The organism is Chryseobacterium gallinarum, assembly GCF_001021975.1.
In the GTDB taxonomy this organism is placed as follows: domain Bacteria; phylum Bacteroidota; class Bacteroidia; order Flavobacteriales; family Weeksellaceae; genus Chryseobacterium; species Chryseobacterium gallinarum.
In genome coordinates this window covers 1,630,419-1,644,977 of record NZ_CP009928.1, presented here as the reverse complement: position 1 = coordinate 1,644,977, position 14,559 = coordinate 1,630,419, and the positions used below count along the sequence as shown (strand labels likewise).

The following is a 14,559-nucleotide window of genomic DNA, read 5'->3' as shown; positions in this document are numbered from 1 at the left end:
TGGCCATTTTAATTTTGTAACATCAAAAAAGATAAACACAAAATAAATAATAAGGACATGGCTAAAACAATTTTAATTGCTACGGATTATTCTCTGGAGTCATTAAACATACTGAAAAAGGTACTGAAGGAAAAAGAGGCTTCAGAAGATAGGAATACCTATACTATTCTTTTGGTTTCAGGGTATGATTCGGGAGATTCAATCAGGGATCTTTTATTTAATACGAAAACCTCAGTCTTTAACAAGATCAGACCGGCTGAGTTCTGTGATGCATACGGAATCATTAAAAACAAATATCCTCATTTAGTCGATAAGATTATTTGTGACATTTTTACAGGAAGCTTTCAAAGAACATTCAACCAGTATGTGAAGGCTGAGCATATTGAAGAAGCTTATTATTCTTCATCCATTAAAAGTAAGGGCAAGGGAAAATTTGACCTGATTCCTTATATCAGAAAATGTAAGGATCTGAAATCTCAGGATATAGCAGTTGAGACTATTGAAGCACTTCCGGAAAGAGGAAGGTTGGCTGAAATCTTTGCAGAAGCCTAAAAAATCAGATACAATTTAAAAAATAGAAAAATGTTAAGGAATTATAGTAACAGCAGGACATTGGGAGACAACATCAGATTGGGGACGCTGACTGCCTTCACGGCAGGTACTATAAATATAGCATCCCTGTTGATATTTCTTTCTTTTACATCGAATGTGACGGGACACTACGCTATTTTAGCGGCTGAAATCAGTAAAGCAAACTGGACGCAGGTAGCGGTAGTAGGAGCATGGATCTTTTTGTTCTTCTTCGGAAGCTTTCTATCTAATTTTATTGTTATCAACTTCAATAAAAAAAGTAAATATTTTGCCCACGCCATGCCGATTGTGCTGGAAATCATATGCCTTCTTTTCGTAGGGGTATATGGGCAGCTGTATTATCAGAAAACTTTGGAAGAAACAGAATATCTGGTGGCGCTGATGCTTTTTGCTACGGGATTACAAAACGGATTAACGGCAAGTATTTCCAATTTTTCAGTGAAAACAACCCATCTTACAGGAACTACAACCGATCTGGGAATCCTGGTTTCCATGTTTACCCAGAAAAAATACAGAAAGAACGGAGAGCTGATCGGCAGGGCCAAACTATTATCAAGTATTATGCTGGCCTATGTTTTAGGAGCAGTGTTTTCAGGATTGACGTATTATTACCTGGAATTCAGAGTGTTTTACGTAATCAGTATATGTCTTTTGGTGGTCATCGGATATGATGCCTATAAAATTCATGTGAGGCATTTTAATACCAGATACAGATACAACAGGATTTATAAAAAGCCCAACCTCATGGCCTATTTGTATGAAAAGATCCATGGCACTCCCAAAAGGGATGAAAAGAGAAAACTTGTTTTTGAAGACTGATTATAACGAAAGAATAATCATCATTATATTAATTTTTTGTATAAACTAGCTGTGAATCAATCCTCTATTTGTGTATGAACAATAGAGGATTGTTCTCTTTAAAAAGCCTCTGGAATGAACGGTTTAATAACAAAGTGCCGGAAAGCAGCAATGTTGAAATGTTGATAATTAAATATTAATTCCCGTTTTTAATGTTTTAATTCCCGTTTTCATTGACTATTTTTGTAAGTTGATTTACGTTTTTATGTCAGATATTATTCAGCTTTTACCGGATCATGTAGCCAACCAGATTGCAGCAGGAGAAGTGGTGCAGAGGCCTGCATCCATTGTGAAAGAACTTTTGGAAAATGCTATAGATGCAGAAGCTACTAAAATTGAACTGATTATCAGAGATGCCGGAAAAAATCTTATTCAGGTAGTGGATGACGGAAAAGGAATGTCCGAAACAGATGCCAGGATGGCATTTGAAAGACATGCTACCTCCAAAATCAGAGGGACGGAAGATATTTTCAAAATCGCTACAAAAGGATTTCGTGGTGAAGCTTTAGCCTCTATTGCAGCTGTTTCTCAGGTTGAGCTAAGAACAAAGCAGAAAGATGCCTCTATCGGAACCAATATTTACATTGAAGGAGGTGTTTTCCAGTTTCAGGATCCGGTACAGACTACGGAAGGATCCAATTTTCTGGTGAAAAACCTTTTTTATAATGTTCCGGCCAGAAGAAAATTTTTAAAAAATAATAATATCGAGTTCAGACATGTAATCGATGAATTTCAACGTGTGGCGTTGGCTCATGAAGGATTGGAATTTTCCTTGTTTCATGATGATGAGGCGGTTTTCAGGTTAAGAAAGGGAAGCCAGATGCAGCGTATTGTAGATGTCTTTGGAAGAAAACTGCAGCCACAGCTGATTCCTATTAAAGAAGATATTATCTGGTGTAAGCTTCATGGGTTTGTAGCTAAGCCTGAAGGAGCAAAAAAATCAAGAGGAGAGCAGTTCTTTTTCGTAAACGGAAGGTATTTCAGAAGCCCGTATTTTAATAAGGCTGTCCAGGAAGCTTTTGAAGGGTTGCTTCAGCCAGGATATGTGCCTACATTTTTCCTATATCTCGAACTGGATCCGGAAAAAATAGATGTCAATATCCATCCACAGAAAACAGAAGTGAAATTTGAAGATGAACATCTCATTTTTGCTTTACTCCGTTCTACAATTAAAAGATCATTGGGAATTTATAATGTTTCCCCGAGTCTTGATTTTGACAGGGATCCGGATCTGGACGAAATGATGAATAAACCCTTGCCAAGCAAGAGTAATAGTGGAAGCGGGGTGATCAAAATGCCTGAAATAATTGTTGACAAAGATTATAACCCTTTTTTAGAAGAAAGGAATGTGGTGCTTCCGGAAGAAATTCAAAACCTTACCGAGATGTACCATCAGAATATCTCAGCAGAACCTTCAAAAATTAATTTGTTTGAAGACGAAGATTTTGACGAAGATCTGATGAGACTGCCGAACGGATATTGGCTGTTCAATAAAGGGGACGTGACCCTGATGCTGGATTTGGGAAGAATGCACAGGCTGGTTATTTCTGAAAGCGAAAGTAATAAATCGACAAGAAAAATAAACACCAATAGCCACGCCCTTCTCTTTTCTCTGGAGTATCATATGAACGAGATCGAAAAAAATAAATACAAATCGATCAAAAAATATCTGCCGGAATTAGGGTTTGACATGAAAATTGCACATGAAAGCGTATTGAGGATCGATGCGCTTCCCGAAGGACTGAAAGAAACGCAGGCTATGAAGTTCCTGGAGAACCTTTTTGAAATCCTGGAATATAAAACGGAAGAAGAATTTATGCAGTTTTATCAGAACCAATGGAATAAAATGCAGTCTAAATCAAGATTTGATTTTATTTATAAAAAAGACGCGGAACAACTGATTAAGGATTTTACAGCCTTAGGCTTTCCGGAATTTTTACCGGACGGGAAGAGATGCTTTTATGAAGTTCCGTTTAATGATTTTAAAAACAAATTTTAAAAATATGTTTAACAATATACCGCCCATCACAAGAAATATCATCATTATCAATGTGATTGTATTCATTGCTACCTATTTTCTCGGAAATCAGGCGATAGCTTATCTTGCTGGGTTTTATCCATTTTCACCGTATTTTCATTCATGGCAGATTATTACCCATATGTTCATGCATGGAGGCTTAATGCATATTCTTTTTAATATGCTGACTTTGTTTAGTTTTGGTCCTATTCTGGAACAAACATTAGGAGATAAAAAATACTTATTATTATATTTTGCAAGCGGATTAGGAGCATTCTTCCTTTTCAACTTATGGAATTTCGTTGAAGTTCAGCAGATTTCTAATGAATTACAGCAATTAGGATTCAATGTCAATGCTTATTTATCCGGAGCTAGTGTAGAGTTTAGTGGAAATACAGACGCGATTCTAAAACAAAGAGAACTGCTGGGGAGTTTAGATGGAATTGTGAAAACACCTATGGTAGGTGCTTCAGGAGCTATTTTTGGAGTTGTAGCGGCATTTGCTACTTTATATCCTGATGCCAAAATTGGAATTATGTTTATTCCGGTTCCCATGAAAGTAAAATATCTGCTGCCTATTATTGTTGTAATCTCTGTATACCTTGGTGTTTCCGGAAATGGAGGAGGGATTGCTCACCTGGCGCATGTTGGGGGAGCGTTGGTAGGCTGGTTATTGGCAAGAAACTGGAAAAAACATTTATACAGATTCAACTAACGCATTTTGTGAAGATTTTTCGGCTCATACTATTAATTGTACACCTGGGAATTTTATTTCTTTTGCTGGGCACCTTAATGAATGCCTATATTCCCCCTAAAATATTTCCGTGGTTCAATCTGCTTTCCCTGGGATTTCCTGTTCTTATCATTTCTTATTGTATCCTGACAATCTTTTGGGTTGCCAGCTGGAAGAAAAGAGCTTTTGTATTCATGTTTGCAGGGTTGGCATTTATAAATCCCGTAAAAAGGTGGGTTAATTTTTCTGATGATAAAAAAGGAACACCTGCCATAAAGGTTGTTTCTTTTAATATTAAAGGAGGTGTTATGGGTCAAAAAGATATTGAACAGTATCTGAAGGCCCAGGATGCAGATGTTATTCTCCTGCAGGAGGATGGCGGAAGGGAATTTCCTGTATTGAAAGATTATAAAAGAACGGCACCTAACGGCTATTTATCCATTCTGACAAAACATAAAATCCTGAATGATAAAATAATATATGCTTCAGATGAAGGTGAGGGGGTACCGGGAGGACTGCAGGCAGATATAGAAATAAAAGGGAAGGTCTATAAATTCCTTAATGTATATCTTTATCCTTTTAAATTTGAAAAGGATATGGTAAGGCTAAACGGAAACACAGATGACAATGAACAGAAACTGAAAGATGTTATAAAGAGACTTATTCCTACTTTTAAAAAGCACCAGGGACAGGTAGATGCTATTCATACCATAACCGTAAACTCTCCCTATCCCGTTATTTTAACAGGAGACTTCAATTCTGTACCGAATTCTTATGAATATTACCACTTATCAGAGGGACTTGAAGATGCCTTTGTAACTGCCGGAAAAGGAAGTGCTACAAGCTTTCACGATTATAAATTTCCTATCCGGATAGATTATGTTTTTTCTTCAAAGCCGATACGGGCTGTTTCTTATGTAGTTGACCGTTCCGTCAGTATTTCAGACCATTATCCCGTTATTTCAGAACTTTCTTTAACGGAGAAATAATCATAAAAATAGTTAAAATTCAACTGCTTGGTAGGGTTTTTGCTTAAAAATGTGTACCAAGACCGTTTTTTCATGAAGTCGAACCAGATATTACTATTTATACATATCGTTGTCGCTGTTTTGTTATTATGCACATTAGGGAATGCATGGATTCCACCTAACTTTTTGGGAGACCTTAATCTTCTTTCCCTGGGCTTCCCATATCTGATGTCTCTATATATACTTCTTACGCTGGTATGGATTTTTAAAAAAGAGAAAATAGCTTTTGCCTTTATTTTGGGTATGGTTATTTTTTATAATCCGATAAGAAGATGGATTAATTTTTCCCCTAAAACAGAAAATGTAAAAACGATACGGGATATTAAGGTGCTGACTTTTAATGTTAAGTATGGTGATTATGGATGGGATAAGATAAAAAATTATATTAAAGAGCAGGATCCTGATATTATCCTGGTTCAGGAAAAGGATACTAACCGTGCTATAAAGCGTGATCTGGTAAAATATCCCTCAGTAATTCTAAAAACGAAGCATAAAATTATAAGACAGGAGGAAATTATTGAAGATAAGGCGAGGGGGAATTCTTTCTATGCAGATGTTGACATTAACGGGAAAATGATCAGGATTATCAATGTCTATCTGGAGCCTTTCCGTCTTCATAAGACCATGTTTACCAAGCTTGATGGATTGGGGATCGGAAATGTGTCTACTTTACTGTCTCATATGGTTCCTACCTTTCAGGCCCATGAAGATCAGGTAAAGAAAATCCGGAAGGTAATTGATCTTTCTCCTTATCCTGTAATTCTGGCTGGCGACTTTAATTCTGTTCCCAATTCTTATGAATACTATAATCTGGGAAAAGACCTTCAGGATGCATTTTTAGTAGCAGGAAAAGGAAGTGCGAGCAGCTTTCATGATTACAAAATACCTTTGAGGATTGATTATATTTTCAGTTCAAAATCAATTATTCCTTTAAGCTATAAGGTAGACCAGTCTGTAAAATTATCAGATCACTATCCTGTAATTGCAGAATTTCTGCTAAATTAGTTCCATGAAAAATTTATTATCCACAGCTTTTATCTTTGGTATTCTTTTTACGGCATGTTCTAAAAAAGAATCTCCGGGTTTCGGAGCTGAGCAAGATATTAAAGTTCATTATGATACGACAGCTATTGATTCGTTTTCAAATGGAGCTGTCTCTGTGGATGTTGCCCGTAAGATCAGAATGTCTTCCCCGCAATATCTGGACTCTGTGAAACAGGTTCAAAAACGCCTGGAAGAGGAGAAGAAACTTCAGGAAGAAAATAAAAAGAAAGTGGAGGAGGAGAAGAAAAAGGCGGACGCTGTCAAAAAACAAACCGTTTCAGAAACGCCGGCCGCTACCCCTAAAACAGAATAAGCCAAAACATTTTAAAAATAATACAATATGAAAAAACACATTTTAGCAGCTCTGGCCATCTCAGTATTCGCTGTAGCATGCACAAAATCAACGACAAAGACGGAGCAGGTAGAAAATCCTGACGGATCGGTTACCACTACCACAACGGTTACGGAAACATCTCCTGATGTAGATTCAGCAAAAATTAATCAGGCTAAGGAAGATGTCAATAAAAAATTAGACCAGGCGGGAGATAAAATTGATAATGCAGCCCAGAAAGCAAAGGATAAAATTGATGCTACTGCAGATAAAACAAAACAGGATCTTAGCAAAGTAGGGAATGATATTAAAAGCGGCGCCCAGGAAGCAGGAAAAGATGCTAAAGAAGCTGCCAGGAAAGGAGCCGAAAAAGTAGAGGATGCTGCCAAAAAGTTAAAAGAAGATTTAAGCAAATAAAAAAGAAAACCGCAGCCCCAAGGCTGCGGTTTTTATTTATTGAGTTCCAGTAAAGGATCTATATATTCTCTGTCATTGCTTAGCCTTGGTACCTTATTCTGCCCTCCCAGCTTACCTTTAGACTCAAGCCAGTGGTAGAACAAATTATGTTTGGCGATGTGTACTATAGGTCTTTTAAGGGTCATATTGTTATATCTTTTGGCTTCATAATCTGAATTGATGGTCTTTAAATGCTGATCAAAAACATCAATGAAATTCTCCAGATCATCCGGAAGCCTGCTGAATTCAAAAATCCATTCATGAGCACCGCCCTCGTTTTCTTTCATGAATACAGGAGCGCCTGTAAAATCCGTAATCTGGGCACCTGTAGCCTCGCAAGCCTTAGCTAATGCCGACTCCACATTGGTAATCATCAGTTCTTCTCCAAAAGCATTAATATAATGTTTGGTTCTCCCTGTTATTTTTATCCTGAACGGACTGATGGAAGTAAATACTACCGTATCACCGATCAGATATCTCCATAGCCCTCCGTTAGTGGTAATTACCATCGCATAGTTTTTTCCTATTTCAACCTCTTCAAGGCTTACTACTTTAGGGCTTGAGAAATGGAATTGGTCCATAGGGATAAACTCATAAAATATCCCATAATCCAGCATGAGAAGCATCTCATCACTATCTGATCTGTCCTGTATACCAAAGAAGCCTTCAGATGCATTATAAATTTCATAGTAATTGATGTTTTTTCCGATGATCTGCTTGTATTGTTCCCTGTAGGGCTTAAAACTGATTCCGCCGTGAAAAAAGACCTCCAGATTAGGCCATAGCTCTGCAATATTGCTGACCTGAGTTTCTTTAAGCACTCTCTGTAAAAGAACCATCATCCAGCTTGGTACTCCCAGAATACTTCCTACATCTTCATTCTTAACCTCTGAGGTTATGGCTTTCAGTTTACTCTCCCATTCAGACATCAGGGATACTTTTTTACTTGGAGTAGTCGTGATTTCTACCCAGAAAGGGAGATTATCTATTAAAATAGCAGAGAGATCACCAAATTTGGTATTAAAATCGGCATAAAGTTCTGAACTTCCTCCCAATCTGAGGTTTTTGTTGGTAAAAAGCTGATTTTCGGGATGGTTATTGGCGTAAATGGAGACCATATCCTTACCGGCCTTCATGTGGCAATATTCGAGGCTTTCAGCAGAAATAGGGATGAATTTACTTTTAGCGTTGGTGGTTCCGGAAGATTTGGCGAAATGCTTTATAAGGCCCGGCCAGCTCACATCCTTATATCCCTGTCTCGCTTTTTCAATATAAGGCTCAAAATCCTCATAAGTTACTATAGGAACTTTGTTCTTAAAGTCCTGGTAACTGGAAATTGAATTGAATCCGTATAGTTTGCCATATTCTGTATCTTCCGCATGAAACAACTGGGAGAATAATATACCTTTCTGTGTTTCAATGGGATGATCAATGAAATTCTGGATCTGATCTATCCTTTGACGGATAAACCAGTTGACTACGGTATTGAAAAGTGCTTTGGTTGCCATTCCAACAAATATAATGATATTTGAATTTTCAGAGAATTTTTATCGTATTAAATAAAAAAACCGTTACAAATTTTGTAACGGTTGTGCATTAGATTTATTGTTTTTTAGCAATATTCATCGTAAGCTGCCTGAAGGTTTGCTGCAATAGCACCTGCAGGGTTTCCTTCGATGTGATGTCTTTCCAGCATATGAACCAGTTCTCCGTCTTTGAAAAGAGCTACACATGGAGAGCTTGGCGGGAAAGGAGCAAGGTGTTTTCTGGCCTCTGCTACAGCTTCTGTGTCAAATCCTGCAAAAACAGTAGTCAAATGATCCGGTTTTTTATCTCCTGTTAAAGAATATACTACTCCTGGTCTTGCTGCTCCTGCTGCACATCCGCATACGGAATTGATTACCAGTAGTGTGGTTCCTGACTGCTTTAAGGCTTCTTCCACCTGAGAAGGAGTCGTTAAATCCTGAAACCCTTTATCTGTAAGCTCAGCCTTCATAGGCATTACTAAATCTGTTGGATACATATATTTTGTTTTTTTATCTGTACAAAGTTAAACAATTCTTTACGTTTCTTCAATATATAATAACTATCAATGGATTAGTCATATAAAATTAATGTAATATTAATATTTCAATAATATTCTAAAAAAGGTGAATTAAAATTATGTATAATAAAATATTTTTATTAAATTTGAAATGATTCTGAAAAACAAGCGACCATGAAAAAACATTTATAACTTTCCCTCAACTGAAGAATCACTTATTTTGTCGCCATGATGACAGATTATTGATCTCTTTTTCAAAGAAGTATTGAGCTTTAAAAAGGGATTTTTAGATTAAGAGAAAATGAATCCCGGGACTTGAAAAGTCCCGGGATTCTTAATCAAATCGATATGCAAAGGTTGAATATCCTATAGTTATGGTGTGAAGCGGGCTATATGGTTTCAGAATTACTCTGAATTCAAATGCACGTCACGTTTTAAGAAAGGAGCTTTTTAGCCATTTCGGAAATACTTTTTCCGTCAGATTTTCCGGCTAATGCTTTTGATGCCACTCCCATTACCTTCCCTAAATCTTTGATAGATTCAGCTCCGGTTTCAGAAATAATGTTTTTAATTTCTGTTTCCAGTTCTTCAGCAGAAAGCTGTTTTGGTAAAAACTGCTCAATAACTTTCATTTGAGCATCTTCTACTTCAGCAAGGTCATTTCTTCCCTGTGCTGTAAACTGGTCGTAAGAATCCTTACGCTGTTTTACCATTCTCTGAAGAATAGCAATTTCCTGTTCTGCAGTTACTTCAGCTCCTACAGCCTCAGTTTTAAGCAGCAATATCTGGGATTTTACAGCACGCAGAGAATCCAAAGCCACTTTGTCTTTAGCTCTCATTGCTGTTTTTATAGCTTCGTTTATTGTATTTTCTAAACTCATGGTTTGGGCTTTAGGCTTTAGGCAATAAGCAGTAAGCGTTTTCATTCGGCTGTAATAGCCTGTAGCTTACTGCGTATAGCTTATAGTGTTAATCTACATCTTTATTTAAAAACCTGTTTTCTCTGATCTGCATAGAACCGTTGTTATCAGACAGGTATGTATTGATATTCTGGTCTGATGCATTGTTTCCATCGATCGAAATATTTTTTCTTTTGAAAGCAGGAATAGATTCAAATTCGCTTGTACTATCAAAGCTTTGGTAGCGGGAATTGAATTCTTTTAGTTTATTTCTTCTTTCGATTACTCTGTCCTGGTCCACTGTTTTATTCACAAAAGTGAATTCTGATTCTTCAGGCTTGGGTGTTTCCACTTTGCTTTCAGCAGCAGGCTTTGCTTCTGCCTTTGGTTCCTCCTGTTTTTGATAGAAAGTTTCCATTTTTGCAGCAGGTTCAGCGACTACACTTGCGGGAGCATTGAATTCAGCCTTAGGCTGTCCGAAATCTGTTTTAGGCTGATTTCTGGATGGCTCATTCACGAAGAAGTTGAATTCAACAGGTTTCTCTTCTGAAAAAGAATTATTCAGAGGTGTTCCGGATTGAGGCTCTTCTTTTTTGTTTTCAAAATCAAATTTGAAAGACTGGATTTCCAGGTCGTTTGGATCTTCTGATTCTTCATCAATAGTAAACAAACTATAGGCATCATGTTCATTTTCTTCGCCATTTCTCCAGTTTTGCTCCGGGCTGTTCAGGGTATCTTCTTCTTTATCAAAGAATTTGATTTCTGTTTTGATTTCTTCCTCAATAATCATTTTTTTTTCAGTAGATGTCACATTGAACGGGGTATCGTGATCTTCGTCATCTAATCTGAAAAGATTTTTGCCTCCGAAATCGTGTGTTGTTTCAGAAGTGGCCTCTCTTTCTTCCCTCGTTTTAAAAGGTGAATTTTTGGGCGCATCAAAACTGTCATTAAGGCTGATTCTGATCTTTTCCGTAGGGCCTGCAAACTTTTTGTTCTCATTGGAAAACCCTGTAGCGATAACAAGAACACTTACAGCATCTCCTAATTCTTCGTCTGCACCTACCCCGAAAATGATGTCGGCTGTATTTCCGGCTTCTTTTTGAATGTGGTCCATGATCACTCCGATCTCGTCCATGGTAACTTCTTCCGCACCACTTCTGATCAGCAATAGAACGTTTTTCGCTCCTGTAATCTTGTTATCATTCAGTAGCGGGGAATCCAATGCCTTTCTTACGGCTTCTTCTGCTTTGTTTTCACCTGAAGCAATACCAGTAGACATTAAGGCAGTACCAGAGTTCTGAAGGACAGATTTGGCATCCCTGAAGTCAATATTTACATCAAAGTAACCTGTAATCACCTCTGCCATTCCTTTAGCTGCATTGGTAAGCACTTCATCGGCTTTTGAAAACCCCTGTTTGAAACCAAGGTTCCCAAATTGCTGTCTTAGTTTATCATTGTTGATGACAATTAACGAGTCAACATTATTTCTTAATTTGTCAAGACCGTTTTCAGCCTGCTCAAGCCTTCTTTTCCCTTCAAAGCTAAAAGGGACGGTAACAATACCTACGGTCAGTATTCCCATGTCTTTTGCTACTTTAGCAATAACGGGTGCAGCCCCGGTACCGGTACCACCACCCATTCCGGCGGTGATGAACACCATTTTCGTGTTCTGGCCCATGGCGGCCTTGATATCTTCAATACTTTCGATAGCTGATTTTTCACCTACTTCAGGATCTGCTCCGGCACCAAGACCTTCCGTAATGGAAGTTCCCAGCTGAACTTTATTGGCAACAGGGTTATTATCCAGTGTTTGGGCATCCGTATTACAAATTACGAAGTCTACCCCGTGAATACCCTTTTCATACATGTGCTTTAGTGCGTTGTTTCCACCACCTCCTACACCGATTACTTTTATAATGGATGAATTCCCCTTTGGTAGGTCAAATGAAAATCCTTGTGTACCTATATTTTCCATAACTATACTTTTTATAATTGATAATTGATTAATGATAATTGATAAGGAAAAAATCGTTTATCGCTTATCATTCATCATTTATAATTTACTCTACTTCTTCAAAGAATTTTTTTACTTTTTCCATAAGCGATTGCCCGAAAGTCAATTTCGCTTTTCTGTTTTCACGTTGCTCATTGGCTGCAGGTTGTTCCAGAACGGGTGTTGCCTGCTGCTGAACCGGCTGGGCGCTTTCTGCTTGTACAGATGCTGCCTCAGGTTTAGTGGGCTCGTTTACAGCTTCTTCCACTTCATCAGCTGCCTGTTTTTTGTCTCTGATCTTTAAACTTTCCATCAGTAACCCAATAGACGTAGCAAATTCAGGGCCTTTCAGGTACTGATTTTTATCATTGGCGATATATTCATTCGCAAAACCGATTCTGCTGTCAAAGCCTGTTGTATAGTTGGCCAACTGGCGAAGATGCTTTAAATTGGAGCCACCACCGGTTAAAACAATTCCGGCAATCAGCTTTTTCTTTTGCTCAAAAGCACCGTAAGCTTTTAACTCAGTGTTAACCATTTCCAGAACTTCTTCTACTCTTGCATTAATAATCTGTGCTAAAGTTTTTAAAGAAATTTCTTTGTCTGGCCTTCCGTGAAGGCCGGGAATGGTTACAAAAGTACTGTCTTTTTCCAATTCCGGCACAGCGGATCCGAATTTTACTTTTAATTGTTCGGCATGTTTCTCAATAATGGAACATCCTTCTTTGATATCTTCCGTAATGATTCCGCCTCCATATGGAATAACACAGGTGTGACGGATGATATTATCTTTAAATATAGCAATATCGGTAGTACCACCTCCAATGTCGACAATGGCTACACCTGCTTCTTTTTCTTCCTTGGTAAGCACTGCTTCTGAAGAGGCTAATGGCTCTAAAGTAAGGGCTTCCATTTCTAATCCAGCTTCCCGTACACACCTTGCAATATTTCTGATGCTTCCCATTTGTCCGACTACTACGTGGAAATTCGCCTCTAAACGTTTTCCATGCATTCCGACAGGCTCCTGGATTTCTCCTTCGGAGTCTACTTTATATTCCTGAGGAAGCACGTGAATGATTTCTTCGCCCGGAAGCATCACCAGCTTTTTTACCTGATCTTTTAATGCTTCGATGTCATCATCCGTAATAAATTTGTCAGGATGTTCACGCATAATATAATCGGAGTGCTGCAGAGAACGGATGTGTTTTCCAGCAATACCTACCGTTACTTTGCGGATAGGAACTCCGGCACTGGATTGTGCCTCGGATACTGCAGCCTTGATTGAATTAATGGTCTGTGAAATATTATTCACAATACCTTTATGAACACCAAGACTTTTAGCTTTACCTACACCGAGAACTTCTATTTTCCCGTGTGCATTCCTTCTTCCGACAATCGCGACTATCTTTGTTGTCCCGATGTCCAGACCTACTGAATACTCTTGATTTTCCATTTGTTTATATCGATTTGATTTTTTTTTCTACTTTTTCCATAATCAGGACTATATCCTGTTTTGTGCTAAATCATCCCTTAAGGACTTTTTCTTATTCTATTTTTACTTTGGGTTTTGGTTTCGGCCTGGACTGTGCCGGAACCGGTGCTTTTTTCTCTGTTTTTTTCGTTTCTTTAGATTGTGTTTTTGGTTTAGTGCTTTCTTTCGGTTTTACCGCTGTGGAGCCCGTTTTCTTTGGTTCTGCTGCTTTTGGTTTGATTTCCGTTTTTTTAGCTGCAGCAAGAGACGGGGCTTTTGCCAGCTCAAGCTTTCCAGCTTTTAAAAGACTGTCATTTTCTTTGAAATAGGGATTTAAGGTGGTTACAATCTGGTTCTGGTATTTTACAGACACCATGCTGTATTTTTGTGGATCCTGATATACCAGGTATTTTTCCACAAAAGTTTTAAATCCTTTTACTTTAAAGTCAATATTGTCCAAATCTCCTATCTCCACTCTGTAATTTCCCTCACTTGTCAGAAGACTGTAGCTGTCTTTATATTTTGAAATTCCGATGAAATATTTCTTGCTAAAATCATCTTTATCAATCTTTTCAACCAGTTCTGCCAGTTTTTGATACTCATCGGGCTGTACATTTCCCGTTACCAGCATACACGGATGGGAGTAAGTTCTCGAAATCGGAAATTCAATACCTTTCTCATCTACATAAAAATCTTTACCATCCTTATTGAGCCTGAAAATGGGAACCCTCTGTTTGATATCCAGATTGAGATTACCGTTCAGGTTCAGATAGACATTGGCACTATCAACTGCCGGAAGCGCGTTTATTTTTTTCTCTAATGCAGGGATATTGAGATCTCCCACTTTTCCTGAGGGGTTCTCTTTTTTAACTATTTCTCTGATATCTTTTTCATCAACAAAATAAACCGGGTTTTTTTCATTCATTCTTACAGAAATTTTATCGTCTGTAATAGACTGGCGGCTGAACCTCTTCAATGAGAAGCTCAGTAACAACCCCAGGATAATTACGGTGACAACAATTTTTAATATTCTGTACTTATTTTTCATACTTTTTTGTATTCATGTATTGATGTAGCATGTATTCAAGAATACG

14 protein-coding genes are annotated in these 14,559 nt (G+C 37.9%); 8 read left to right on the top strand and 6 right to left on the bottom strand.

Annotated features, from left to right (window positions below; all coding sequences use genetic code 11):
• Positions 1 to 57 precede the first annotated feature (57 nt).
• From OK18_RS07350 to OK18_RS07315, 8 genes are all read left to right on the top strand, one after another.
• A complete protein-coding gene (locus OK18_RS07350) occupies positions 58 to 552 on the top strand; it encodes a hypothetical protein (RefSeq protein ID WP_053327588.1) in 495 nt (164 codons plus the stop codon).
• 30 nt (positions 553 to 582) lie between these two features.
• Entirely contained in the window at positions 583 to 1,410 is an 828-nt protein-coding gene (locus OK18_RS07345) for a YoaK family protein (protein WP_053327587.1), read from the top strand.
• A 244-nt stretch (positions 1,411 to 1,654) separates the two neighbouring features.
• Positions 1,655 to 3,448, top strand: a complete 1,794-nt coding sequence (mutL, locus tag OK18_RS07340; RefSeq protein ID WP_050021794.1) for a DNA mismatch repair endonuclease MutL — start codon at positions 1,655 to 1,657, stop codon at positions 3,446 to 3,448.
• A gap of 4 nt (positions 3,449 to 3,452) precedes the next feature.
• Complete coding sequence (locus tag OK18_RS07335) at positions 3,453 to 4,181, top strand: rhomboid family intramembrane serine protease (protein WP_050021900.1); 729 nt, start codon at positions 3,453 to 3,455, stop codon at positions 4,179 to 4,181.
• Between the two features lie 77 nt (positions 4,182 to 4,258).
• Positions 4,259 to 5,188: an endonuclease/exonuclease/phosphatase family protein gene (locus OK18_RS07330; RefSeq protein ID WP_082129158.1), complete on the top strand. Its 930-nt coding sequence runs from the start codon at positions 4,259 to 4,261 to the stop codon at positions 5,186 to 5,188.
• Positions 5,189 to 5,260: 72 nt separating this feature from the next.
• The gene (locus tag OK18_RS07325; RefSeq protein ID WP_053327586.1) at positions 5,261 to 6,232 is read left to right on the top strand and encodes an endonuclease/exonuclease/phosphatase family protein; all 972 of its coding nucleotides are present in this window, start codon (positions 5,261 to 5,263) and stop codon (positions 6,230 to 6,232) included.
• Between the two features lie 4 nt (positions 6,233 to 6,236).
• Entirely contained in the window at positions 6,237 to 6,584 is a 348-nt protein-coding gene (locus OK18_RS07320) for a hypothetical protein (RefSeq protein ID WP_053327585.1), read from the top strand.
• A 27-nt stretch (positions 6,585 to 6,611) separates the two neighbouring features.
• On the top strand, positions 6,612 to 7,019 hold the full coding sequence (locus OK18_RS07315) for a hypothetical protein (protein ID WP_050021797.1): 408 nt from the start codon (positions 6,612 to 6,614) through the stop codon (positions 7,017 to 7,019).
• 32 nt (positions 7,020 to 7,051) lie between these two features.
• Here OK18_RS07315 and OK18_RS07310 read toward each other — a convergent pair whose 3' ends face one another.
• The 6 genes from OK18_RS07310 to OK18_RS07285 all read right to left on the bottom strand — a co-directional run bounded on the left by OK18_RS07310 (position 7,052) and on the right by OK18_RS07285 (position 14,513).
• Complete coding sequence (locus OK18_RS07310; protein ID WP_053327584.1) at positions 7,052 to 8,566, bottom strand: GH3 auxin-responsive promoter family protein; 1,515 nt, start codon at positions 8,564 to 8,566, stop codon at positions 7,052 to 7,054.
• A 104-nt stretch (positions 8,567 to 8,670) separates the two neighbouring features.
• Positions 8,671 to 9,081: a BrxA/BrxB family bacilliredoxin gene (locus tag OK18_RS07305; protein WP_050021798.1), complete on the bottom strand. Its 411-nt coding sequence runs from the start codon at positions 9,079 to 9,081 to the stop codon at positions 8,671 to 8,673.
• Positions 9,082 to 9,536: 455 nt separating this feature from the next.
• Positions 9,537 to 9,983, bottom strand: coding sequence for a GatB/YqeY domain-containing protein (locus OK18_RS07300; RefSeq protein ID WP_050021799.1), 447 nt, complete (start codon positions 9,981 to 9,983; stop codon positions 9,537 to 9,539).
• 88 nt (positions 9,984 to 10,071) lie between these two features.
• Positions 10,072 to 11,976, bottom strand: coding sequence for a cell division protein FtsZ (gene ftsZ / locus OK18_RS07295; RefSeq protein WP_053327583.1), 1,905 nt, complete (start codon positions 11,974 to 11,976; stop codon positions 10,072 to 10,074).
• Between the two features lie 85 nt (positions 11,977 to 12,061).
• Positions 12,062 to 13,447, bottom strand: a complete 1,386-nt coding sequence (gene ftsA / locus OK18_RS07290; RefSeq protein ID WP_053327582.1) for a cell division protein FtsA — start codon at positions 13,445 to 13,447, stop codon at positions 12,062 to 12,064.
• A 91-nt stretch (positions 13,448 to 13,538) separates the two neighbouring features.
• A complete protein-coding gene (locus tag OK18_RS07285; RefSeq protein WP_053327581.1) occupies positions 13,539 to 14,513 on the bottom strand; it encodes a cell division protein FtsQ/DivIB in 975 nt (324 codons plus the stop codon).
• Positions 14,514 to 14,559: the final 46 nt, after the last annotated feature.